At 68.1% G+C, this 23,782-nt stretch carries 23 protein-coding genes; 15 read left to right on the top strand and 8 right to left on the bottom strand.

The features are described from left to right. The first annotated feature begins 125 nt into the window (after positions 1–125). The 5 genes from OHA18_RS24445 (at position 126) to OHA18_RS24425 (ending at position 5,266) form a co-directional block, all read left to right on the top strand. On the top strand, positions 126–1,106 hold the full coding sequence (locus OHA18_RS24445; protein WP_328997608.1) for an ABC transporter ATP-binding protein: 981 nt from the start codon (positions 126–128) through the stop codon (positions 1,104–1,106). Beyond that, positions 1,103–2,119: an ABC transporter ATP-binding protein gene (locus tag OHA18_RS24440; protein ID WP_328997607.1), complete on the top strand. Its 1,017-nt coding sequence runs from the start codon at positions 1,103–1,105 to the stop codon at positions 2,117–2,119. Before OHA18_RS24445 ends, OHA18_RS24440 begins: the two co-directional genes overlap by 4 nt. Positions 2,120–2,237: 118 nt before the next feature. Then, positions 2,238–3,164, top strand: coding sequence for an ABC transporter permease (locus OHA18_RS24435; RefSeq protein WP_328997606.1), 927 nt, complete (start codon positions 2,238–2,240; stop codon positions 3,162–3,164). 2 nt (positions 3,165–3,166) lie between these two features. Beyond that, entirely contained in the window at positions 3,167–4,126 is a 960-nt protein-coding gene (locus OHA18_RS24430) for an ABC transporter permease (RefSeq protein WP_328997605.1), read from the top strand. A 141-nt stretch (positions 4,127–4,267) separates the two neighbouring features. Further along, complete coding sequence (locus OHA18_RS24425) at positions 4,268–5,266, top strand: 2-dehydropantoate 2-reductase (RefSeq protein WP_328997604.1); 999 nt, start codon at positions 4,268–4,270, stop codon at positions 5,264–5,266. Here OHA18_RS24425 and OHA18_RS24420 read toward each other — a convergent pair. Further along, entirely contained in the window at positions 5,231–6,139 is a 909-nt protein-coding gene (locus OHA18_RS24420) for a GNAT family N-acetyltransferase (RefSeq protein ID WP_328997603.1), read from the bottom strand. The genes OHA18_RS24425 and OHA18_RS24420 overlap by 36 nt on opposite strands. A gap of 79 nt (positions 6,140–6,218) precedes the next feature. Between OHA18_RS24420 and OHA18_RS24415 the strand changes: the two genes are divergently transcribed. After that, complete coding sequence (locus OHA18_RS24415) at positions 6,219–7,100, top strand: NAD(P)/FAD-dependent oxidoreductase (RefSeq protein WP_328997602.1); 882 nt, start codon at positions 6,219–6,221, stop codon at positions 7,098–7,100. On the opposite strand, the gene idi is transcribed toward OHA18_RS24415, so the two are convergent. Beyond that, on the bottom strand, positions 7,077–7,634 hold the full coding sequence (gene idi / locus OHA18_RS24410; RefSeq protein WP_328997601.1) for an isopentenyl-diphosphate Delta-isomerase: 558 nt from the start codon (positions 7,632–7,634) through the stop codon (positions 7,077–7,079). The two genes, OHA18_RS24415 and idi, sit on opposite strands and share 24 nt — an antisense overlap. A 198-nt stretch (positions 7,635–7,832) precedes the next feature. On the opposite strand from idi, the gene tyrS reads away from it, so the two are divergent. From tyrS to OHA18_RS24390, 4 genes are all read left to right on the top strand, one after another. Then, the gene (gene tyrS, locus OHA18_RS24405) at positions 7,833–9,026 is read left to right on the top strand and encodes a tyrosine--tRNA ligase (protein ID WP_328997600.1); all 1,194 of its coding nucleotides are present in this window, start codon (positions 7,833–7,835) and stop codon (positions 9,024–9,026) included. A 4-nt stretch (positions 9,027–9,030) separates the two neighbouring features. Next, positions 9,031–10,206 carry an aminoglycoside phosphotransferase family protein gene (locus tag OHA18_RS24400; protein WP_328997599.1) on the top strand — a complete coding sequence of 392 codons (1,176 nt, stop codon included), beginning with the start codon at positions 9,031–9,033 and terminating at the stop codon, positions 10,204–10,206. 5 nt (positions 10,207–10,211) lie between these two features. Beyond that, positions 10,212–11,033 (top strand): NAD(P)H-binding protein, encoded by an 822-nt coding sequence (locus OHA18_RS24395; RefSeq protein WP_328997598.1) that lies wholly within the window; start codon positions 10,212–10,214, stop codon positions 11,031–11,033. 275 nt (positions 11,034–11,308) lie between these two features. Then, on the top strand, positions 11,309–11,707 hold the full coding sequence (locus OHA18_RS24390; protein WP_328997597.1) for a nuclear transport factor 2 family protein: 399 nt from the start codon (positions 11,309–11,311) through the stop codon (positions 11,705–11,707). A gap of 45 nt (positions 11,708–11,752) precedes the next feature. On the opposite strand, the gene OHA18_RS24385 is transcribed toward OHA18_RS24390, so the two are convergent. Next, entirely contained in the window at positions 11,753–12,274 is a 522-nt protein-coding gene (locus tag OHA18_RS24385) for an isochorismatase family protein (RefSeq protein WP_328997596.1), read from the bottom strand. Then, positions 12,271–15,432: a DUF2961 domain-containing protein gene (locus OHA18_RS24380; protein ID WP_328997595.1), complete on the bottom strand. Its 3,162-nt coding sequence runs from the start codon at positions 15,430–15,432 to the stop codon at positions 12,271–12,273. Before OHA18_RS24380 ends, OHA18_RS24385 begins: the two co-directional genes overlap by 4 nt. Positions 15,433–15,590: 158 nt before the next feature. Between OHA18_RS24380 and gndA the strand changes: the two genes are divergently transcribed. Beyond that, a complete protein-coding gene (gene gndA, locus OHA18_RS24375; RefSeq protein WP_328997594.1) occupies positions 15,591–17,030 on the top strand; it encodes an NADP-dependent phosphogluconate dehydrogenase in 1,440 nt (479 codons plus the stop codon). Here gndA and OHA18_RS24370 read toward each other — a convergent pair. Together OHA18_RS24370 and OHA18_RS24365 are read right to left on the bottom strand one after the other, a co-directional pair. Next, entirely contained in the window at positions 16,958–18,385 is a 1,428-nt protein-coding gene (locus OHA18_RS24370) for an MFS transporter (RefSeq protein ID WP_328997593.1), read from the bottom strand. The two genes, gndA and OHA18_RS24370, sit on opposite strands and share 73 nt — an antisense overlap. Further along, complete coding sequence (locus OHA18_RS24365) at positions 18,385–18,762, bottom strand: nuclear transport factor 2 family protein (protein ID WP_328997592.1); 378 nt, start codon at positions 18,760–18,762, stop codon at positions 18,385–18,387. Before OHA18_RS24365 ends, OHA18_RS24370 begins: the two co-directional genes overlap by 1 nt. Positions 18,763–18,832: 70 nt before the next feature. Between OHA18_RS24365 and OHA18_RS24360 the strand changes: the two genes are divergently transcribed. Then, on the top strand, positions 18,833–19,450 hold the full coding sequence (locus OHA18_RS24360; RefSeq protein ID WP_328997591.1) for a TetR/AcrR family transcriptional regulator: 618 nt from the start codon (positions 18,833–18,835) through the stop codon (positions 19,448–19,450). A 41-nt stretch (positions 19,451–19,491) separates the two neighbouring features. After that, positions 19,492–19,938, top strand: a complete 447-nt coding sequence (locus OHA18_RS24355) for a DUF6319 family protein (RefSeq protein ID WP_328997590.1) — start codon at positions 19,492–19,494, stop codon at positions 19,936–19,938. Between the two features lie 134 nt (positions 19,939–20,072). Here the strand turns inward: OHA18_RS24355 and OHA18_RS24350 are convergent, their stop codons facing one another. After that, positions 20,073–21,086, bottom strand: coding sequence for an alcohol dehydrogenase catalytic domain-containing protein (locus tag OHA18_RS24350; protein ID WP_328997589.1), 1,014 nt, complete (start codon positions 21,084–21,086; stop codon positions 20,073–20,075). Positions 21,087–21,114: 28 nt separating this feature from the next. After that, positions 21,115–21,858 (bottom strand): SDR family oxidoreductase, encoded by a 744-nt coding sequence (locus OHA18_RS24345; protein WP_328997588.1) that lies wholly within the window; start codon positions 21,856–21,858, stop codon positions 21,115–21,117. Positions 21,859–21,988: 130 nt separating this feature from the next. On the opposite strand from OHA18_RS24345, the gene OHA18_RS24340 reads away from it, so the two are divergent. Continuing rightward, positions 21,989–22,903: a LysR family transcriptional regulator gene (locus OHA18_RS24340; protein WP_328997587.1), complete on the top strand. Its 915-nt coding sequence runs from the start codon at positions 21,989–21,991 to the stop codon at positions 22,901–22,903. Between the two features lie 341 nt (positions 22,904–23,244). Further along, entirely contained in the window at positions 23,245–23,781 is a 537-nt protein-coding gene (locus OHA18_RS24335) for a DUF6817 domain-containing protein (protein WP_328997586.1), read from the top strand. The last annotated feature ends 1 nt before the right edge of the window (position 23,782 follow it).

Raw genomic sequence — 23,782 nt, 5'->3', positions numbered from 1 at the left:
CACCTCATGGCTGTGTTGAATGCCACGCCTCCGGCGCGGCGGCCATGGGGCTGTAACTCCCGGCCTTCCCTCGTCGCTCCGGTCGCTTCGCTCCCTCCGCTCCTCAGTCCAGGCCGGGAGGCCCCATGGCCCTGCTCGAGGTAAGGGACCTTCGGGTCTCCTTCGACACCCCGGACGGCACCGTCCGCGCCGTCCGGGGGCTGTCGTTCGACGTGGAAGCCGGCCAGACGCTCGCCGTGGTGGGCGAGTCCGGGTCCGGCAAGAGCGTCTCCACCCAGACCATCACCGGCCTCACCCGCGGCGCGAAAGTGTCCGGTACGGCGTTCTTCGACGGAACCGACCTGATCACGGCCGACCAGTCGACGCTGCGCCGGCTGCGGGGCGCCCAGATCGGGATGATCTTCCAGGATCCGTTGTCCAGCCTGCATCCGCAGTACCGGATCGGCTGGCAGATCGTGGAGATGATCCGGGCGCACGACCGCGAGATCAGCAAGCAGGGGGCCCGGAAACGGGCCGCCGAGCTGCTGACCCTGGTCGGCATCCCCCGGGCCGAGGAGCGGATCGACGACTATCCGCACCAGTTCTCCGGCGGGATGCGGCAGCGGGTGATGATCGCGATGGCGATGGCGCTCGACCCGGCCCTGCTGATCGCGGACGAGCCGACCACCGCGCTCGACGTGACCGTGCAGGCCCAGGTGCTGAACGTGATGCGCCGGCTGCAGGAGCAGTTCGGTACGGCGATCATCCTGATCACCCACGACCTCGGCGTGGTGGCCGAGATGGCCGACGAGGTGGTGGTGATGTACGCCGGCGCGGTGATGGAACGGGCGCCGCGGCGGGACATCTTCTACCGCAACCACCACCCGTACACCCAGGGCCTGCTGGCGTCGCTGCCGGCCCGCAGCGGTGACCGGCTGACCCCGATCCCGGGGACACCGCCGAGCTTGATCAGTCTGCCCAAGGGCTGCCCGTTCGCGGCCCGCTGCCCCCACGTGTTCGACAAGTGCCGGGCCGAGGCGCCGCCGCTCATCGACGTCGCCCGCGACCCCCGGCACCAGTCGGCTTGCTGGCTACCGCATGAGAACAGCGAGGCGATCGCTTCATGAACGACGACGTACTGCTCAAGGTGGAGGACGTCCGCAAGGAGTTCCCCACGCATTCCAAAGAAGTGGTCCAGGCAGTCGCCGGCGTCTCGCTCGAGGTGCACAAGGGCGAAACCCTCGGCCTGGTCGGCGAGACCGGCTGCGGCAAGTCCACGCTGGCGCGCTGCATGGCCCATCTGTACGACGTGACGTCGGGGTCGGTGTGGTTCGAGGGCAACGACATCACCAAGCTCTCGCGCAAGGCGATGCGGCCGTTGCGGCGCGACGTGCAGGTCATCTTCCAGGACCCGTACGGCTCGCTGAACCCGCGCCGCCGGGTCGGCTCGATCATCGGGGACCCGTTCGCGATCCACAACATTGCCTCGGGCAACGAGCGGAAGAAGAAGGTCCAGGAGCTGATGGAGCTGGTCGGGCTGAACCCCGAGCACTACAACAGGTTCCCGGCCGAGTTCTCCGGTGGCCAACGGCAACGGATCGGGGTGGCGCGGGCGCTCGCGCTGCGGCCCAAGCTGGTGATCTGCGACGAGCCGGTGTCGGCGCTGGACGTGTCGATCCAGGCGCAGATCATCAACCTGCTCGCGGATCTGCAGAAGGAGTTCGACCTGACGTACGTGTTCATCTCGCACGACCTGTCCGTGGTCCGGCACGTCAGCAACCGGATCGCGGTGATGTACCTGGGCAAGATCGTCGAGCTGGCGCCGACGGACGAACTGTTCGGGATGACCCGGCATCCGTACACGCGGGCGCTGTTGTCCGCGTTGCCGGTCGCCGACCCGGACACCGCCGACAGCCGCGAGCAGATCATCCTCGGCGGCGACATCCCGTCCGCGACGAACCCGCCGGAGGGGTGCAGGTTCCACACGCGGTGCCCGAAGGCGCGCCTGGACTGTGCGGCCGGGGAACCGCCGCTCGAGTCCGTGCTGAACGACACCGCCGCGCACCGAACCGCCTGCTTCTACCCGTTAACGGTGGGCGAGGACCTATCCACCGCAGTACCAGACCTGAAGGCATCATGACTGTGCTTCTGGCCGGGCCTTCGGCGCCGGCGTGGTCATGGGGCTGTGACTCCCGGTCTTCCCTCGTCGCTCCGGTCGCTTCGCTCCCTCCACTCCTCAGTCCAGACCGGGAGGCCCCATGACCAGCGCAATCGAGTTGATCGATGTCCTCGACGAGCCCAAGGCGATCGAGGGCCGGAGTCCGTTCGTGCTCGCGATCCGGCGGTTGCGCAAGGACAAGGTGGCGATGATCTCGCTCGCCGTGATCGTGCTGATCGTGCTGATGGCGATCTGCGCGCCGGTGTTCACGGCGCTGACCGGGCATCCGCCGAACGAGCAGTACCGCGACATCGGGCTGACACCGGACGGCCTGCCACGCGGACCGAACGGGACGTTCTGGCTCGGCACCGACGACCTCGGCCGGGACATCCTGGTCCGGATCGCGTACGGCGCGCGCGTATCGCTGCTCGTCGGCGTGATCGCGACCGCGATCACGGTGGTCATCGGCGTCGTACTGGGCCTGGCAGCGGGGTTCCTCGGGGGGATCACCGACACCGTCCTGGCCCGCCTGATCGACGTGGTGCTGTCGGTTCCGTTCCTGCTGGTGGCGATCGCGCTGGTTTCGGTGACGGGTCCCAGTCTGACCGTCACGGTGCTGGTGATCGGGTTCTTCAGCTGGGCTTCGGTGGCCAGGATCGTGCGCGGTCAGGTGCTGTCGTTACGGGAGCGCGAGTTCGTCGAAGCGGCGCGCTCGCTCGGGGCAGGTGACACCCGGATCATGTTCGTCGACGTACTGCCGAACGTGATCGCGCCGGTGATCGTGTACACGACGCTGCTGATCCCGGTGGTGATCGTGACCCAGGCGACGTTGTCGTTCCTCGGGCTCGGTCTGCCGCCGCCAACGGCCGACTGGGGCGGGATGATCAGCGAGTCGCAGAACTACTACACGACCGCGTGGTGGTTCATCATGTTCCCCGGTCTGGCGCTGCTGATCACCACGCTCGCCTTCAACCTGTTCGGTGACGGCGTCCGCGACGCCTTCGACCCGCGCGCGGATCGGAGCTGACCATGGCCATGTTCCTGATTCGCCGGATCGGTCACGGGATCCTGGTCCTGTGGCTGATCAGCATCGCCGTGTTCGGCCTGTTCTTCGTTGCGCCAAGCAACGTTGCGCAGACGCTGGCCGGCCGGCAGGCGACACCGGAGACGATCGCACTGATCAAGCACCGGCTCGGTCTCGACCTGCCGGTCTGGAAGCAGTACCTGCACTTCCTCGGGAACGCACTGAAGGGCAACCTCGGGTACGACTACTACCACCAGGTCTCGGTGACCAAGATCATCGGGCAGGCGCTGCCGATCACGGTGTCGCTGGCGCTCGGTGCAGCCGTCCTGTGGTTGCTGCTGGGTGTGTTCAACGGCGTGATCTCGGCGACGCACCCACGGTCGCTGGCGGACCGCGGGCTGACGTTGTTCGCGCTGTTCTTCTACTCGTTCCCGTCGTTCCTGCTCGGTCTGCTGCTGCTGTACTTCCTGTACTTCCGGCTCACGCTGGCCGGCTTCAACTGGTTCCCGGCCGGCGGGTACTCGCCTCTCGCCGGCGGTATCGGTCCGTGGTTCCAGCACCTGGTGCTGCCCTGGGTCGCGCTAGCTTTGTTGCTGGCGGCAACGTATACCCGGTTGACCCGCGGTTCGATGCTCGACGTCCTCGGTGAGGACTACATCCGGACCGCGCGGTCGAAGGGGATCCGGGAGGGCCGGGTGGTCGTCGTCCACGGTCTGCGCAGTGCGCTGACGCCGGTGGTCACCCAGTTCGGCATCGACCTCGGTCAGCTGATCGGCGGCGTGGTGGTCACCGAGACCGTGTTCAGCCTGCCCGGGCTCGGTCAGACCGCCGTGGTCGCGATCAACCAGCAGGATCTGCCGGTGATCATCGGCATCGTGCTGTTCGCCTCGGCGGCGGTCGTGGTGGCGAACATCCTGGTCGACATCGCCTACGCCGTACTGGATCCGAGGGTGCGGCTGCACTAGAAGAGACGCCCGGGGTTCCTTGGTCGGGTTGGCCTCGGGGTGGTACCGAAGGACAGGAGGTGTGGGCTCTACCTGGCGGTCTTGGGCGGGCGCCAGGCGGAGCCACAGGGAACACCTCCTGTCCTTGGGTACGTTGTCCGGGTGAAGATTGTTGTGTACGGCGCCGGCGGGATCGGCTGTTATGTCGGTGGCCGGCTCGCGGCGACGGGGACCCCGGTGACGTTCGTCGGGCGGCAACGGGCCGCCGACGAGCTCGCGTCGCACGGGCTGCACCTGACCGACTATCTGGGGGCGGACCTGCGGGTCGCGCCGGACGACGTGCAGTACGAGACGGCGCCGGACGCTGCGGCCGGGGCGGATCTGGTGCTGGTGACGGTGAAGTCGGCTGCAACGGATGGCGCGGCTGCTGAGTTGGCGCCGATCTTGAAGCCCGGTGCGGTCGTGGTCAGCTTCCAGAACGGCGTGCGGAACGGCGAGCTCCTGCGGTCACGGTTGACCGATCAGGTGGTGGTGCCCGGGATGGTGCCGTTCAACGTGCTCAATCGAGGCGCCGGGGTGTTTCATCAGGGCACCGAGGGAGCACTCGACGTACAACGGGATGCCGCGCTGGCGCCGTACGTCGAGGCGTTCCAATGGGCCGGGCTGCCGCTGACGCAGCATGACGACATCCTGCCGGTGCAGTGGGCGAAGCTCCTGCTGAATCTGAACAACCCGATCAACGCGCTGTCGAACCTGCCGTTGCGCGACGAGCTCTCCCAGCGCGCGTACCGCCGATGCCTCGCGGCCGCGCAGAGCGAGACGCTCGGGATTCTCGATGCTGCCGGGATCAAGCCGGCGCAGCTGCTCGCGGTTCCGATGCACCGCTTCCCGGCGATCCTGCGGCTGCCCGACTTCCTGTTCCGACGGCTCGCGTCGAAGATGCTGGCGATCGACCCGCTCGCACGGACCTCGATGTGGGAGGACCTGGAGGCAGGACGCAAGACCGAGATCGACTACCTGAACGGCGAGGTCGTCCGGCTCGCGGAGTCCATCGGCAGGACTGCGCCGGTCAACAGCAAGCTGGTCGACCTGATCCGTGCAGCCGAGACCGACCGTCGGGCCTGGTCAGGAGGTGAGCTGCTCCGGGAACTCCAGCGGTAGGTTCGCGCGGACGTTGATGCTGACGGCTCCGTAGCTGAAGCCGAGATGCTCGTTGAGCCGGCGCATGTTCGCGTTGCCCTGCTGGGTCCAGGTGTAGACCTCGGTGATGCCGTGCTCGGCCGCCCACGCCATACTCGTCCGCTTCAGCGTCGACGCGACCGCCTTGCCGCGCCAATCCCGGCGTACGGCGGTGTAGGCGACCTCGGCGCGCTCGGGCCGATCGGTGTCGAGCATCAGGCCCGCGACGCCGATCACGTCGTCGCCGGCCACAGCGAGGAACATCGCCGCCGGGTCGTTGATCCACTCGGTCGCCCACTCCTCCGCCGAGACGTCGAGCGGCGTCGTGGTGTCCATGTCCGGGAACGTCGGCAGCGCGACCTGCTCGTACGCCGTCGTCCACAGCTCCGGGCGCTCCGCAACGGTCACGATCTCGTACTCCGTCGGCCGGGCGGGCCACGGTTCGTCGCCGATCCGTCGTACCTGCTCGACCTGACGACCCGTCTCGGCGAAGCCGAACCGCTGGGCGAACGCGAACGAGCCCTCGTCCTCGACACCCGATCCGACGACCCGGAAGCCCGTCGCGCCGGCGTGCTCCGCCAGCGCCTCGAGCAACTTCGTGCCGACCCCGCGCCGCCGCGCCTCGGGACGGACCCGCGGCGACACGAACCCGCGCCCGGCCTCGTCGGAACTGTCGGCGAGCCCGTTGGCGACGACCGCGCCGTCCAACTCGGCCAGCACCAGCAGCCGCTCCGGAGTCTCCAGCTCGCGGAGCTCGGCCACGCTCGGGCACCGCTCGTGCGGGAGGACGGCGATGCGCACCTGACGCCAGGCCTCGTAGTCCGCGTCCGTGGCCACCGGCCGGATCTCGATCATTCGCCCATTAGGCAGCGGCGGTGTCCCACCGAGCGACCCGTTTTAGAATATGAGACAAATCTTCTCGTATACTGATCACATGGACGTAACAGTCATCGGTGGGAGTTTGGCGGGTCTGCAGGCGGCCCTGACGTTGGGGCGGGCGCGGCGGCGGGTCGTCGTGTTCGACGATGGGCGGGCGCGGAATAGGTTGGCCGAGCACGTGCACAACTACTTGGGCGCTGAGGATCCAGCGCCGGGTGAGCTGCTGGCAGTGGGGCGCCGGCAGCTGGCGGCGTACGGCGTCGAGGTGCGGGACGAGCGGGTCGAGCACGCAACGGCCGACGACGACGGATTCGAGGTCGGTGGAGTGCGGGCCCGGGCGGTGGTGCTTGCGACCGGACTGTGGGACGAACTGCCCGACGTGCCCGGTGTCGCTGACGGTTGGGGCCGGTCGGTGGTGGCCTGTCCGCACTGTCATGGGTGGGAGGTGCGGGACCAGCCGCTGGTGCAGTTGGGCATGCGGGGGTTCCCGGATCGTTCGGTGGCTCGGGCGCTGCTGCTCAGTCGATGGAGTGACGATGTGGTGTTGTGCACCGACGGGGACGAGCTCACCGACACGCAACTCGAGCGTCTGGACCGGGCCAAGGTGACGGTCCGCACCGAGCGGATCCAGGAAGTGCGGGCGACGGATGCCCCGCAGGTGCTGCTGGATGGTGGCGACGTGCTGGCGCCAGGACGGGTGTTCGTCGTCGTGCGGCAGCATCAGAAGAGTGAGCTGGCCGAGACGCTTGGATGCCAGGTGGTGGACGGCGCGGTGGTGACCGACGAGGGCGGGCGGACGACCGTCCCCGGGGTCTACGCGGTCGGCACGACGACCAGCCCGGCGCTCCTAGCGATCGGTGCGGCCGGTCATGCGAGTACGGCGGCTGTCGCCGTACACAATGACCTGCTGGAGCTAGACCTGGGCGGCGGGTGGTAGGCGATTCGGGTCGGCGATCGGCCACTCGGCGGGCGGGGAGCTGAGCTCGTCCAGTTGCAGGAGGCACCAGGGCGACAGGTCGGGGACCTCGCGTAGCTCGTGCCACTCGACCCAGCGGTACGCCGCGACTTCGGCCGGGTTGGGCGTGGGGTCGCCGGTCCACCACACCCGGTAGACCGGGCAGATCTCGTTCTCGACCACGCCGGTCGGCATCTCGGCGCGGTACCGGAACTCGGGCAGCACGAGGTCCGCCGATTCCACGACGATCCCGAGCTCGTCGGCCAGCCGCCGCCGTACCGCGTGCTCGACCGGCTCGTCCGGAAGTGGGTGCCCGCAGCAACTATTCGTCCAGACGCCCGGCCAGGTCGGCTTCCCGAATGCCCGCTGGGTGAGCAGCACCCGGCCGGCCGGGTCGACCACGTAGCTGGAGAACGCGAGGTGCAACGGGGTCGCCGCGTGGTGGACCGTTGCCTTCGCCTCGGTCCCGATCGCCCGCCCGGCCTCGTCCACCAGCACTACCCGCTCGTCGCTCACGCCCAGAGCTTAAGCCGGGTCTGCTAATCTGAGCGCGTGATCAAGCGAAGCGTGGCGTATCGACCGGCTCTGGGAGGAGCCGGGATTCGGTAGTACCCGCAGTCGCTCCACCCAGAGCCTCCGAGGCAGGAACCGTCCGGTTCCTGCCTCTTTCCGTTGCCGGAGGCACTGGCGGTGCCTCGTCCTGAGAGGAACCTCATGAGTGCTGTGATCGAGCGATTACGCCGTACCACCGACACCGTCATCGGTGCCGACGACCTCCGCGAGCGGCTGGATTCGGGGCACCCGCTGCGGATCAAGTACGGCGTCGACTGCACCGCGCCGGACCTGCATCTGGGCCACGCGGTCAACCTGTGGATGATGCGGCAACTGCAGGACCAGGGGCACCGGGTGGTGTTCCTGCTCGGCGACCTCACCACGCGCGTCGGCGACCCGACCGGCCGCTCCGAGACCCGACCTGTCCTCACACCTTCGGAGATCGATGCGAATGCGGCGTCGTTCCTCGAGCAGGTGTCGCTTGTCCTGCGCACCGATCCCGAGGTGTTCGAAGTACGGCGGAACTCCGAGTGGTACGACGGGATGCCGGTGGCGGAGCTGTTGAGCCTGTTCGCACAGGTGACGCAGGCGCAGCTGATGAGCCGGGACATGTTCCGCGATCGGGTCGCGGCCGGACGGGAGATCGCCGTCCACGAGCTGGTGTACCCGGTGCTGCAGGGGTACGACAGCTTTGCGATGCAGAGCGATCTGACGATCGTCGGGTCGGACCAGCTGTTCAACGAGCAGCTCGGGCGGCATTTCCAGCAGCGATTGGGGGCGCCGCCGCAGGTAGTGATCACGACGACGATCACGCCGGGCATCGACGGGCGGGCGAAGCAGTCCAAGTCGCTGAACAACTACATCGGGCTGACCGACAGTCCGCGGGACAAGTTCGGGAAGCTGATGAGCATCCCGGACGAGCTGGTCGAGCCCTACGCGCGGGTCTACACCGAGCTGCCGCTCGAGACGGTCGCCGCCCTTGCGGACTCCGCCGGCGCGGGCGGTCCGGCGGCTCGGGACGCGAAGCTCCGGTTGGCCGCCGCGGTCGTGACGCGGTACCACGGCGCAGGTGCGGCTCGGACTGCGCTGGCGGAGTTCCGGCGTACCTTCTCGGATCGCAGCGAACCCGCGGACATGCCTGCGGTCGTCGTCAGCGGTGCGGTCGTGACGACGTTCGACCTGTTGCGGGCTGCGCGGCCGGACGACAGCAACTCCGAGCTCCGCCGGTTGCTGCGGCAGGGCGCGGTGTCGATCAACGGCGTACGGACGGAGGACGCGGCGGCGGCGATCGACCTCAGCTCCGGCGTCGTACTGAAGTCAGGTGCTCGCACTTGGCACCGGATCACGCGACAGTAGGCCGGTGGAAATCAAGACGGTAGAGGCCTTGGTGAGCGTTGGCGCCCGGTACGTCGGCCGGGCGCCAACGTTCGAGGTGGAGCCGGCGTGGTGGTCGGAGGTCGAGGCCGTCACCCGGCACCTCGATCAACTGCTGGGCGTTCGGACGCTGGTACTGCGGCTCGTGCACGCGGACGAGGCCGCGATCGGACGTGGCGGACGAGTCGTCTACCACGTCGAGGCGCTCGGCGAACCGCGCTCCGGCGTACTCGACGAGACGCCGCTGTCCGAATGGGACTCCATCGTCGCCGCGCATCCGCTGCGAGCGACCTGGGCCGACCTGGACGGACCTCGTGACCTGATCGAGTGGGCCCAGGGCATCATCGGACCGCGCGACTTTGTGCAGGCGAAGACGTGGAACCTGTCGTGTCTGATCCGGTTTCCTGATGCGTGGGCCAAGGCCACCAGCCGGTTCTGCAGTATCGACGCAGACATCATCGAACACATCCGCCGGTACGACGAGACGCTCGCGCCGGCCGTACTCGCGACGTCCCGCGAGCACCGCTGGTCACTCCTCGCCCACGCACCCGGGACGGACTGCTGGGAGCCGGATCGGCCGTCGGTCGAGAGCGTCGTGAGCCGCTGGGTCGCGACGCAAGCAGCCCTCGCCGGCGAGGTGTTCGAGCTCGACGCACCCCACCTGCTGCCGGATGCGTTGGCGGACGAGGTCGCCGCCCTGATCCCCCGGGTCGACCTGTCCGCCGACGAGGTGAGCGGGCTCGTGAAGCTGGTCGATCGGCTCCCGGCGATCGTCGGCGAGCTCGACTCGGCCGGGCTGCCGATCACGTTGGTGCACGGCGATTTCCATCCCGGGAACTGGCGGTCGGACGGTACGCATCGGGTGATCGTCGACTGGGCGGACACGTTCGTCGGTCACCCGGCCACCGACATCAGGCGACTGCACGACTTCCTGCCACCGGAGAAACGCGACCACGCGGCCGAGGTCTGGGCAACTGCTTGGAAACGCGAGCTCCCCGGCTCTGAGCCGCTGCGAGCACTGCAGCCGATGAGCGTGCTGGGGCCTGTCACGTATGCACTGATGTACCAGCGCTTCCTCGACAACATCGAACCTGACGAGCGCATCTACCATCAGGACGATCCCGCGATCTGCCTTCGGTCAGCCCTCGATATGGCAGGCTGACCGCCATGACGATCCTCGTGACTGGCGCGACCGGAAACGCGGGCGGCGCGGTGGTGGAATCACTCGCTGAGCAAGGCATCGCGGCCCGGGCCCTGATGCGCTCGGCAAGGGATCTGCCGGCCGGCATCGAGCCCGTGTACGGCGACCTGAACCGGCCGGAGACCTTCGCGGACGCGTTGACCGGTGTCACCGGGATCTTCCTGCTGAGCGGGTATGACCGACTCGAAGAGTTGCTCACGAATGCAGTCGGCGCCGGGGTACAGAAGGTCGTCGTGCTGTCCAGTTCGTCCCTCGACGGCGAGCTGACGAACGCGGTCGCGGCGTACCACCATGCGACCGAAGAAGCCGTCCGGGCCTCGGGATTGGATTGGACCTTCCTGCGGCCCAACTCGTTCATGTCCAACACGTTGCGCTGGCTCGACCAGCTCCACGCCGGCGACGAGGTCCGGGTGCAGTTCCCCGACGTACCCGTCTCGACGATCCATCCGCGAGACATCGCCGACGTGGCGGTGCGGGCGCTCGGCGGCTCGTCCGACGGCGAGGTCCTTCGCCTGACCGGACCGGTCGCCCTCACCCCGGTCGAACAGGTCGCAATCCTCGCCGAGGGCATCGGGCGGCAACTGACGGCGTACCCGATGAGCCGATCGGAAACGCACGACGCCTTGCTGGCCTCGATGCCCGAGCCGTACGCGCACGCAATCGAGGGCTTCTTCGGCGACGGCACCATCGACGAGACCTCAGTGAACAACACGGTCACTGAGGTCACCGGCCAGCCCGGCCGAACGCTGCAGCAATGGGTTCGGCAGAACGCCGGGCTGTTCGGCTAATGCCGCTCCAGCGAAGGCCCGGGTCATAATCCACCGCCGCAGGTCCCGGTCCTGCCGGACCGTCTGAGGGGTCAACCCCCGAGTTGGCCGGTTGTCGACCTCGTATGCCGGGGGTCAACCGGCCATCTCGGGGGTCAACCCATGCTGCTCGGTGAATCGGAGCTGCAGATGAACCACCCGGGCCGATCCTGAGCTGACAGTCTCGATGCGAGGGTATTGACGTCGACTCGAAATCGGGGTGCGTGTTGATTGCGGCCGTGTCATCGTCGGGTTCCATGGAAGCCAAGGAGTTTCACGACGGTGCGGACGGGTCCGACGACCCGCAGGTGGCTGAGGCCATCGCTGCGGAGCAGGAGTCGCTGAGCATCGAGTGCCGGGCCGACCCAGCTCGTCTGCGGAGGTTGATGGCACCGGACTTCCATGAGTTCGGGTCGTCAGGCGGTGAGATCGAATTCGAGGGCACGGCCGAGCTCGTCGCGGCAAGCACCGATCCGGCCGGTGAGCCGATCCGCTTCCACGCCATGCGCGGCCAGCGGCTGAGCGACGGACTGGTGATGCTCAAGTACACGTCTGACAACGGCGAACGTCGTTCCAACAGAACCTCACTGTGGCGTCGCGTCGGCCCGGGACACTGGCAGATGTTCCACCATCAAGGAACACCAACCCAGCGATAAGGTTCACGGCGATGAAGGAGCTGCGCGTACCACCGCGGACGCGGACTACTTCAAAGCCTTGAGGTATTCCGCCGTGGTGCAGGCTTCGCCGATGCGGGGGAAGACGTAGGAGACGGCGAAGTCGTGTGCTGAGCCGTCCAGGCCGGTCATGGCGTCGGTGAGGAGGAAGGTTTCGTAGCCGAGGTCGGAGGCCGCTCGGGCGGTGGACTCGACGCCGAAGTTGGTTGCGATGCCTGCGACGGCGACGTTGGCGATCCCGCGGGACTGTAGTTCGGCGTCGAGAGGTGACCGGCCGAAGGCGCCGATCGTGCGCTTCACGATCTCGAGGTCGCCGGGCTGCGGTGCGGCCTCCGGTGCGAACTCGCTTCCCTCCGGCTGTACGTCGACGGCTGGCCGCTCGACCCGTACGTTCACCACCAGCCCGCCGGCCGCCCGTGTCGCGGCGGCCGCTGCGACGGATCGCTCGAGCACGACCGGTCCGCTCAGCGGCGCCGTGTCGAGCGCGATGATCCGCGGCATCAGGTCGATCAGGATGAGCGCGGTACGACGGGACTCGAGACTGTTCACGTGGCGAGCTTAAGGTCCAGCACGTCCACGCCGACGAGGTAGCCGATTGCTGCCGGGTTCTTGCCGGTGACTGTCACGGCGTACTGGTGTGTGCCCGCGGTCAGCTGCACACTGCCCAGCTCGACGGTCTGCGTTCCGACCCCGCTGGCCTGATAGCCGTCGAAGCTCGCCGGCGCGTTCCCGTCGATCTGGATGTCGGCGATCCCGTAGTCGGCCGCCTTCGTCAGCACCGTCGACAGCTGGTACGAACCAGTCGTGGGGACGCTGAACTGCAGCACGGTCTTGTCGCCGGCCTTGCTCCCGTGGATCCACGCCTGCGCCCCGCCTGACCAACTCACCCCGCAACAGTTGCCTTGCGGATCAACCGCCACCGTCGACGACACCGGCGGCAACATCCCCTCGCCCTCTACCCGCAGGGTGCTACCACTCGTCCCCTGCACGGCTTCCGACTTCGGTCCAACATGACCGGCGAGGTCCGCCGCAGCCACTCGATACGTCCACGTCTCGTGCAACCCCAGCCCTCGATGCAGGAAGCCGGGCAGCGGAGTCGTCCCCAGCAACTTCTCAACCCCGCCGACCGCGCCATACACCTTGTAATACGAGACCCCGCTGTCATCCGGTACGTCGCTCCACGTCACGTTGATCGCGTTGTCGGACCGGCCCACTGCCGTCAGTCCAGTGACCACACCCGGTGCGCGGCGATCGTCGTACGGGCGGACGAGCGACTGGACGACGTACGACGAAGCGGTCCACGCCGGCCCGGTCGGCCGGAGCTCGATGTCGAGACTGGAGCGGCCGGATGTGATTGCTGCAGGCAACTGGTAGTTGTCGTCCAGCCACCGTTGACGGGCGTTGCCGAGCGGCTGCAGCCACAGGCCCGCATCCTTGCCGTTCACAACAACCTGCGCCGACTGTCCCGGACTGTTCTGGTCGCTCGTCCGTCGCAACGTGACACCTCGGTTGGCCGGGTCGACCTTGGCGGTGAAGCGGATCGGCGCCGTGCCGGATCGGACCTGATCAGTGAGGGTCACGTCATCGTGGTCGCCTTCGTACACCGCACTCAGGCCGCCCTGCGTGCCGTTGTCGGCGTACCCGTGCTGCTGCCGACTGACCGCGGACCCGACGTCGACCCGGTCCGTCTCGCGCGCGCTGAAATCAGACGCGGTGTAAAGGAACGCGGTCGAGCCGTAGATCGCCGGGTGATCGTCCTGCTGGCCGTGCTCGATGCCGAAGTCGAGCTGGTTCTGGAAGGCGACCGAATCGGTGATGTGCAGCCGCCACGCGCCGTCGCACTCGTTCGCGCAGAAGCCGGCCCGGACCTCGTGCGCGGAGTTGCCGTGGAACGGCGTCGAGTACGTCCCGGCGTTGAAGTACCACCCCGACTCGTAGAAGTCCTCGGTGCCGGTGCCATGGATCGCCGGCGTCCGCTCGCCGTCGACGTACACCCGCTCGTCTCCCTCGAGGTACCCGCGAGTGTTGCCGTCGGCAAGCAGTCCCTCCATCGTCTGGGAGACGCCGACGAACTTGCCGCGCCCGGCCACGTCGGCGAACGTCCAGTCGCTCCCCTGCGTCGTCTCGCCGCGCGTCGAGAGCGCGGTGAAGTAGCCGATCTTCCCGGTCGCCAGGTCGACGGCCTTGCGCGCGTTCCGCGACGCAGTCACCTCAGCCTGCCCCTTCAGCGGGTACGTCGTGGGATTGACCAACGTCACCGTTGCGTGGGCGACGTACGGCATCGGCCACCACGAGGAGTACCAGCCGTCGGGATCCATCGCGAAGAACAGGGAGCGGACCGGGTTCTCGCCGAGGCCGGAGCCGAAGAATTCGCCGAGGGGTGCGTCGACCCGCTTCTTGCCGTCGATCGTCACCTGGACACGGACGCCGGCCAGCAGGGTGTCGGACGGCTTGACCCGGGCGGCGTCCGCATCGGTCGCGGCGTACGCCATCTCGTGCTCACCGCTCCAGTTCTGCTGGGTGATCGCGTACCCGTGCGCCTGCTCGTCGGCGATGTGCCTCGGGCCGACGTCGAGGGTGTCGGTGCGCTTCACCTGACCACCGACGACCGAATCAGCCCAGTAGCCGAACTCGTTGAAGTCCAGGTCCGACGAGATGAACTGGTTGGTGATCGTGATCTGCGACTTGCCGGCGGTCAGGGCCACCGGCAAGTCGACGGTCTGGTCGTGCCACTGCGCGCCCTGCGCCTTCAGCGGCGCCCACTCGCCGGCTGGAGCGCCGTCGACGAGGATTCTCGCGCGCTGATTGCCGATCCGCAGATCCATCCGCCGGGTCAGCTGCACGCCGGTGTTGGCCGGGTCGATCTTCAGCGTGAACGTGCTGCCGCCCAGGAACGCACGGCCGTCGTCGGCGAAGCTCTTCAGATCGAGACCGACGAGGTCGGGCAGCTTGAGGCGGAGCGCGCTCAACTCACCAGGACCGCGGGCATCGGCGAGCGTCATTTGCTTGCCGGGGGCAAGGTCCAGCGGAGTCTTGGTGGTAGTGCTGTTCGGTTGAACGGGTTTGGGGTCCTTGGTGCCGGCCGCGTTGAGCAGAGCCAGGACGTCCTCGGCCTTGTCGTTGGGGTCGAACGTGCGGATACCGTTCGCGTCCGGGAACTGGCGGTAGTCGACGTGGTAGAAGAGCGGGTTGGTCTGGGTGGTGATCCGCATCGACGAGCGGTACGGCATCGGGACGCGGATGTAGACGCCGCCGCTGGTCTGCACCGCGTTGGCGACGAGCGGGTACTCGAACGGCGCACCGAGCTTGCCGTCGACGATGTCCTGCAGCGAGCCGTGCAGCACCTGCTTGCCGTCGAGCTCGACGGTGATGGTCCCGGTCTTGGTGACGTCGCCCTCGTCCCGGGTGAACCAGATCGACGCGACCTCACCCGGACCGCTGTCCTCGGCGATCACGCAGCCCGCGTCCGTCGTACGGAGACAGGAGTAGGTGCCGTCGAAGCCGTCGTTGTTCGTACCGTCGCGACCGAAGCTCGAGAACTGCTTGGTCCGTACGCCGTTCTGCAGCTCGGGCAACCGATCCAGGTTCCGGTACACGTCCCACCCGACAGGCCCGTTGTCGTTGCCGGGCGGACCGGCCGAGGCCGACACCGAACCGGTCAGCACCAGAACCGAGCAGATGAGCACAACGACGGCACGACGGAGCATGGGGGCGGCCTTTCCTCCGAGGCGGGAAATCGATTTCTGAGATGTTTACCATCGTTGTAGCCGAATGAGAAGAGTTCAGACTCCGGGCCCACTGCTCGACCCTCTTGCCAGACGCGCGAGACTTGGTCCGCACACAACTTGAGACTGCGGGAGATTCGATGAGTTCTGCCAAAGCCCAGATCGGTGTCACCGGCCTAGCGGTGATGGGCCGCAACCTGGCCCGGAACCTCGCGCGCAACGGATTCAGCGTCGCGCTGCACAACCGCTCCCAGGCCCGCACGGACTCGCTGGTCGAGGAGTTCGGATCCGAGGGTGACTTCGTCCCGTCGACAGACCTGGCGGGCTTCGTCGAGTCGCTGGAGCAGCCGCGCAAGATCATCGTCATGGTCAAGGCCGGCGCGCCGACCGACGCAGTCATCGACGAGCTGGTGCCGCTGCTCGACGAGGGCGACATCGTCGTCGACGCCGGCAACGCGCACTTCCTGGACACGCGGCGCCGCGAGAGCGCGTTGAAGGAGAAGGGCCTGCACTTCGTCGGCAGCGGCGTGTCCGGCGGCGAGGAGGGCGCGCTGAACGGCCCGAGCATCATGCCGGGCGGTTCGCCGGAGTCGTACGCGGCGCTGGAGCCGATGCTGACCAAGATCTCCGCGCACGTGAACGGCGAGCCCTGCTGCGTGCACGTCGGCCCGGACGGCGCCGGCCACTTCGTGAAGATGCTGCACAACGGCATCGAGTACGCCGATATGCAGCTGATCGCGGAGGCCTACGACCTCCTCCGCCACGTGCTCGACCTGACTCCGCCCGAGCTGGCCGACGTGTTCCGCGACTGGAACACCGGCGACCTCGAGTCGTTCCTGATCGAGATCACCGCCGAGGTGCTCAGCCAGACCGACCCGACCACGGGCGGCCCGTTCGTGGACATCGTCCTCGACCAGGCGGAGCAGAAGGGCACCGGCCGCTGGACCGTCCAGTCCGCGCTCGACCTGGGCATCCCGGTCAGCGGCATGGCCGAGGCCGTGTTCGCCCGGTCGCTGTCGGGTGACGTCGTACGGCGGGAGGCGGCGGCCGGCGTACTGCCCGGGCCGTCGGACGTGAAGCTGGACGTGGACCGGCAGGCGTTCATCGACGACGTACGGCACGCGCTGTACTCGTCGAAGATCGTGGCGTACGCCCAGGGATTCGACGCGATCCGGGCCGCCAGCGAGGAGTACGACTGGAACATCGACCTCGGCGCGATGGCCAAGATCTGGCGCGGCGGTTGCATCATCCGGGCGCGGTTCCTGGACCGCGTCACGGAGGCCTACGACCGAGACCCGGCGCTGCCCTCGCTGCTCGTCGACGACTACTTCAAGGAAGCAGTCGCCAACGGGCAGGAGGCCTGGCGACGGGTGGTTGCCGCCGCCGCGACGGTCGGCGTACCGGCTCCGGGATTCTCGGCCGCGCTGTCGTACTACGACGGACTGCGGGCCGAGCGGCTGCCTGCGGCGCTCATCCAGGGTCTGCGTGACCTGTTCGGCGCGCACACCTACAAGCGCGTCGACCGCGAGGGCAGCTTCCACCTGGAGTGGTCGGGCGACCGCTCCGAGAGCACCCAGTAGACGGCGACCGCTGCTGCGCACAGGAAGCCGGCCGCTCCGAGGCTCGCCACGTTGAAGCCGTGGACAGCATCGGAGTGGGCGGCGACCGTGCCGGCGACTGTGCTCAGCAGCGCGGTCCCGAGCGATGCGCCGACCTGTTGAGAGGTCATCACCATGGCGCCGGCCACCGCAGTGTCGGGGCCGGCGCCGAGGGTCGCGGTGCTGTTGGCCGTCACCAGCACCCATCCGGTCCCCAGGCCGACGAGCAGGAACACCGGCATGACGTGCAGCCAGTAGTTGCTGTCCGCCTTGAGCAACCCGAGCAGTGCGAGCCCTGCGGCGATAGTGACGAGCCCGGGGCAGATGAGCGAGCGCACTGCCACTTTGGCCAAGAGCCGGCTCACTGCACGCACTCCGGCCATCAGGCCGACCGTCAGCGGCAAGAAGGCCAGACCGGCCTTCACTGGTGAGTAATGCTGGACGTTCTGCAGGTAGAAGGTCAGGAAGAAGAGGGCCGCGAACATACCGACGGCCAGACTGAACACGGCCAGGTACGAACCACCTCGTCTGCGGTCCGTGACAACCCTCAACGGCAGCAGCGGGGACTTCACTCGCGCCTGGACCGCCAGGAAGCTCGCAAGCAGGACCACTCCACCTGCGAGCGACGCGTATGTCGCCGGAGCGCTCCAGCCGTCCGAATCCGCTCGAGCGAACCCGAACACCACCGCCATCAGACCCGCGGTCGCCAGCAACGCACCTAGTACGTCGACTCGCACTCCACTAGCGCGCGGGACAGGACGTACGGCGTACAGGACCCCTCCTGCTGCCAGCGCGGCGACCGGGAGGTTGACGTACATGCACCACCGCCAGTCGAGGTACTGCGTGAGCACGCCGCCGAGCAGCAGGCCCAGACCGGACGCACTACCCATCGCCGTTCCGTAGATCCCGAATGCCTTCCCACGCTCAGCCGGCAGCGGGAACGACGCCGCCAGGGTCGCCAGCACTGCCGGCGTCAGCAGCGCGCCGAAGACCCCTTGCAGTGCACGTCCGGTCAGCAACATCGCCGGACCGGTCGCGGCCCCACCAAGAGCTGACGCAGCCGCGAATCCGGTCAGCCCGACCAGGAGTGCACGACGCCGCCCGATGAGGTCACTCGTGCGTCCGCCGAGCAGCAGCAAGCCGCCGTACCCCAGGGCGAACAGCGTGATCACCCACTGCCGCGCCGGATCCGACATCCCCAGCGCCCGCTGCACGGACGGCAGTGCGATGTTCACGATGGTCAGATCGATGCCCACCATCAGCTGAGCGGTCGCCACCGCCCCCAGCGCCCACCACCGCCGCGCATCGAGCGTCGGCAGCGCTTCTGTGGCGGCCACTAGAACATCCCGTTCGAGTTGGCCGCGGTGTCCGGGATCGGCTGCATGACGTCCCAGTGCTCGACGATCCGGCCGTCGCCGTCGAGGCGGAAGATGTCGACGATCGCCGTGCCGGCCTGGCCCGGCACGCGGACGCCGTGGACGTGGGCGATGACGTAGTCGCCGTCCGCGAAGAGGTGCTTGACCTCGGCCTTCAGGTCGGGGAAGTCCCGGCGGACGGTGGCGACGAACTCCTCGAAGCCGTCGATGCCGTCCGCGATCCGCGGGTTGTGCTGCCGGTAGGTGTCGCCGATCAGCTTGGCCGCGGCGTGGAAGTCCTTCTGGTTCAGGCCGGCCTCGTAGAAGTCGAGGACGGTTCGTTTGTTGCGTTCGCTCATGATCATCCTTAAGTGAACAGCTGTAGTGCTACGACTGTAAGGCAACGTCCGTTGCAATACAATCGGCTTTATGGACGCTGGAACGTCGCGGAACCGGAACCGTCGCGGGCAAGGGGAGCTGCTGCGACGGGAGATCATCGACGCCGCCCTGCGGATGCTGAACGAGCTGGGCGACGACGAAGCGCTCTCGTTGCGCGCGGTCGCCCGCGAGGTCGGGATCGCCGCGACGTCGGTCTACATCCACTTCGCCGACCGCGACGAGCTGGTCTTCGCCGCGCTCGAGCAGTCCACGACCGACCTCCTCCACGACCTCGAGCAGGCAGAGGCCGGCGGCGGGGACGATCCGGTACGGCGACTACGCGCGCGACTCCTCTTCCTCGGCACCTGGGTGCGCGAGTACTCGGGTCTCTACAAGGTGCTGCACGAGAGCACGCTGAATCGGCGGATGCACCTGGTCTTCAAGGAGGAGCTGTCGGTCCGCGCGACCGCCGCCGTGCAGGCCTGCATGGACGCCGGCCTGGCACCCGCGGACGACGCGGCCGCCGTGGCGCTGGACCTTCGCGCCGCGGTACACGGCGCGGTCTCGATCCGGATCAACGAACCGGAGGCCGACCTGCCGCCGCTCGCGGCCCAGATCGACCGCTTCCTGGTCAAGCTGGTTGGCCTGAGAATCGAACATGTGTTCTAATAGTCACTCAGCGCCAGTCCCAGAAGGAGATCGCCGCAACGATGACTGTAGACACTCTGGCAGTAGAGACGCCGTCCGACCTCGCCGACACTCCCGACCCGATCAACCCGTCGGCGGCCACGGCCGAAACGACGCCTGAAGCCACACCCGAAGCCACCTCTGCCTCGGTCGAGGCCGCGAAGCCGAAGAAGGCGCTGGCGAAGAAGGCCGCGGGCAAGAAGGCGAAGACCATCGAGCTCACGCTGACCGTCACCGGGACGGCGGACGGCGAGTGGCACGCCGAGCTCAAGCAGGGCACGACCTACCTGGCCCGCGACCTGGCCGTCGCCGCGGCCGCGGTGTCCCGCGCCGCCAAGGAGCTGCACGAGGACCTGTCGACCCCGATCGACGAGGTCATCGAGGAGGCCCGCTCCCAGCAGGCCGCCAAGGTCGCCGCCCTCGAGGCCGAGCTGGAAGCCGCGAAGAAGGCTCTCGCCGACCTCGACTGAAGTCAGCACGATCCCGACACAGACTCCCCGTGGTAGTCACCTTCCCTGATCACCACGGGCAGCAAATGCAGAACCCGTCCGCAACCGTGTGAGGTGGATTGCGGACGGGTTCTGGGGATCGACTCAGGTTGGGTCTACTGGGGCTGGGTCTTGAGCACGACGCGGAGGTTCGCCCTGGGCTGGTGTTGCCAGGCGTCCTCGGCCTGCTCGAGCGGGAAGGTCTCGATGATCGGCCGGATGTTCTTCAGCACCGCGAAGTTCAACGTGTCCTCGGAGTCCTGGGCAACCCCGGAGTACCAGCCGGACACCGACAGCCGACCCTCGGCGAGCGCATGACCGCTGACCTGGATCGGGTCGCCGCCCTCGAGGACGATCAGCTCACCGTTCGGCCGGAGGCCCTTGACCAGGTCCGACTGAAGGTCGGCGCGTGACACCGTCGCGATGACGACGGCCGCGCCGCCCAGCGCCTTCAGGGCCTCGCCGGCGTCACCCTCGTTGCTGTCGATGTACTCGTCCGCCCCGAGCTGGCGTGCGAGCTTCTCCTTGTCCCGGCCGCGGTTGATCGCCACCGTCCGGAAGCCCATCTTGTCGGCGAACTGGATCGCCAGGTGACCGACACCGCCGACGCCCTGCACCGCGATCGTGTCCCCCGGCCCGGCAGGCGCGTGCCGGAGTGCGTTGAAGGCCGTGATCCCGCCACACATCAACGGCGCCGCGTCCTCGAAGGTCAGCCCCTCCGGGATCCGCGCCACCGCGTCCTGCGGCGCGACCATGAACTCGGCGTACCCACCGTCGTACGACGTGCCGACGATCGTCCGGCTGACGCAGTTCGTGAAATCGCCGCGGCGGCAGAACTCGCAGGTGAAGTCGACCCCGCCCGACCAGCCGACACCGACCCGCTGGCCGACCTCCCAGACCGTGACGCCCTCGCCGACCGCGTCCACGACCCCGGCGATCTCGTGCCCGGGGATCCGCGGCAGCACGGTGCCGAACAGCGCGTTCCGCGGGATCGCGTCGCCGCCGCAGATCCCGCAGGCGTGGACCTTCACCCGGATCTGCCCGGCCGCGGGCTCCGGGATCGGCACATCGGTCACCACGAAGGGTCCGCCGGCCTGCTGGACCTGGGCCGCACGCATCGTTCCTGTCATTGCTGTGCTCTCCCTCGATTGATTCAGCTCAGTGCATGCCGCCGTCGGCGACGATCTGCTGGCCGGTGATCAGCCCGGCCTCCTCGCTCGCCAGGAAGGCCGCGATCCCGGCCACGTCCTCGGTCGTGCCCAGCCGCCCGATCGGCACCATCGCGACCAGGCTCCGCTTGTACTCGTCGTTCGCCGGATCGGTGAAGATGCCCGCGCCGTCGATCGGGCCTGGCACGATCGTGTTCACGGTGATCCCGCGCGGCCCGAGTTCCAGCGCGAGCACGCGGGCCAGGTAGCCGGTGGCGACCTTGCTGGTGCCGTACAGACCGACGCCCAACTGCGGGACCGTGGTGGTGTTCGACGAGATCGTGATGATCCGGCCGTTGTCGGCGATCCGGCGGGCCGCCTCGCGCAGGACGAAGTACGGGCCCTTGGTGTTGACCCGGAACAGCAGGTCGAAGTCCTCCTCGGTGACGTCCGCGACCGGGACGTTCACCTTCTCCATGCCGGCGTTCGCGACCACGATGTCGACCTGGCCGAACTCGTCCAGCGTCGCGTCGTACAGCCGCTGGATGCCGTCGACCTGGGACACGTCGGCGGCGACCGAGATGGCCTGGACGCCGAGCGCCGTGGCGGCGTCCAGGACCTCGTTCGCGGCGGACTCGTCGCGGGAGTAGTTGACCACGACGTTCGCGCCCTCGGCGGCCAGGCGGAGCAGGATCGCCCGGCCCAGCCCCTTCGACGAGCCGGTGACGAGCGCCGTTCTCCCCTTGAGCGTCATCCTCTTCGTTCTCCCTTCACGTGACCTGTTCCGATCGTCCGCCGAGATCGGGGGTGACGGAAACAGGGACTTGTTGGCGAGGGCACAACGAATCGTTGTGGCACGATGGCCGGGTGGATGTGAGGACGGCGTGGATCTGAGCTTGCGGCTCCTGGAGGCACTCGAAGCCGTTGCGGCGGAGGGCAGCATGACGCGCGCCGCCGGGGTCCTCAATCTGACCCAGCAGGCGGTCAGCGGGCAGATCCGTCAACTGGAGCGCGTGGTCGGGACCCCGCTGGTCGAGCGTCGCCCGACCGGCATCGAGCTGACCGCGGCCGGCGAGATTGTGCTGAAGCAAGGTGCCGCATTGTTGTCGTCCGCGCAGGCGATGGTGACCGAGGCGCGGCTGACCGCTGCGGGACGGCCAGATCCGCTGCGCATCACCTTCAAAGCGCAGAGTACGGCGCACTTCATGCCCGCGGTCGAGGCGGCACTGCGACGGGAAGCGCCGGAGGTCGAGGTACGGCCGATCTCGTCGCACACGCTGCCGGACGAGATCGACGCGCTGGTCGAGGGGCGGGCCGATGCCGCGTTCCTGTGGTTGCCGATCGGGGACGATCCGCGGTTCACCGTGCATCCCTTGCTCGAAGAGGAACGGTGGGTCGCGCTACCGCCGGGACATCGGCTGGAGAGCCGTACGACGTTGTGCATCGCGGATCTCGCCGACGTGCCCGTGGTCGGTCCGCGGGACGGGATGCCCGAGGCGGTGGTGAACTTCTGGTTCATCGACCCGCGACCGGACGGCAGCCGCGCCGTCTTCGGACCGCAGGCGCGAACTCCGGAGGAGTGCCTGCACCTGGTCGCGGCGGGCCACGGCTGCTGGATCGCGCCGGCGTCCACCGTCACGTACTTCGCCCACCCCAGGCTGACGTGGCTTCCGCTGGTCGACGCCCCGCCGAACGTGCTGGCCCTGATCTGGCCCGAACACACCGCGAATCCACTCCTGCACCGTCTCCTCGAGGAGACCCGCCGCGCCCTCGATCCCTTGCCAACAGCAACGACCTAGCTGAGCGCGGTTGTCAGCGTGATGGTGAGCAGGGTCATGGCGGCCATGACGGCGATCAAGGTCCAGCGGGCTGCGGCGTTACTCATGGATTCATGGTCGGCAGCAGGATCGGCGGTGGGAATGGGTGAGCCCGGGATTCAGGGGACGGTCCGGGGTGTGGTCCGGTGAAGTCCTGACCGCCGGAGCCTCGGGGAACAGGGAATGAACGGGGTGTGACCGAAACGGCACGCCGCAGCTGTGGGCGGGGGTGGGTGATTGGCCTTACCGTGGGTGACCTGGGCCGGTCCGAGTGCCCTGATCTGTTCGAGCGATTTGGCCGCTCCGGGGTGAGAAGGGGTCAGATGAGCACTTTCCAGGACTTGGGTTCGCTGCTGCTGGTGCGCGGCGCCGACGAGATCGACCACGCGGGCGGAAGCCTCTATGTCCACCTGCACCGGGTCGCCAAGCGCCTCAGCTCGCTCGGGGCCTCCGACACGCTGGCGATCGCGGGCCTCGCCCACGCCGCGTACGGGACCGACGGCTTCCCCACCCACCTCTTCGACTGGCAGACCGAACGCCCGGTCCTGGACTCGGTGATCGGCACCGAGGCCGAGCTGATCGTCTACCGGTACGGCGCCTGCGACCGCGAGACCACCTGGCGCGACCTCGCCGAGCACCGCACGGTCACCGACCGCTTCACCGGCACGTCCGAAGAGCTCGGCACCGAGGACCTCCGCGACTTCGTCGACCTGACCATCGTCAACGAGCTCGACGTCCTCGAGAACGACCCCGAACGTGCGCTCGAGCTCGGCCCGTTCCTGCAGGAGCAGATCCCGCGCTGGCAGTCCATCGCCTCCCCCGCCGTCCTCACCGAGTCCCAGCGCATCCTGCAACACTAGG

It is taken from the genome of Kribbella sp. NBC_00709, assembly GCF_036226565.1.
Lineage (GTDB): Bacteria > Actinomycetota > Actinomycetes > Propionibacteriales > Kribbellaceae > Kribbella.
The sequence above is the reverse complement of the archived record's forward strand: the minus strand, read 5'-3'. Positions and strand labels throughout refer to the sequence as shown.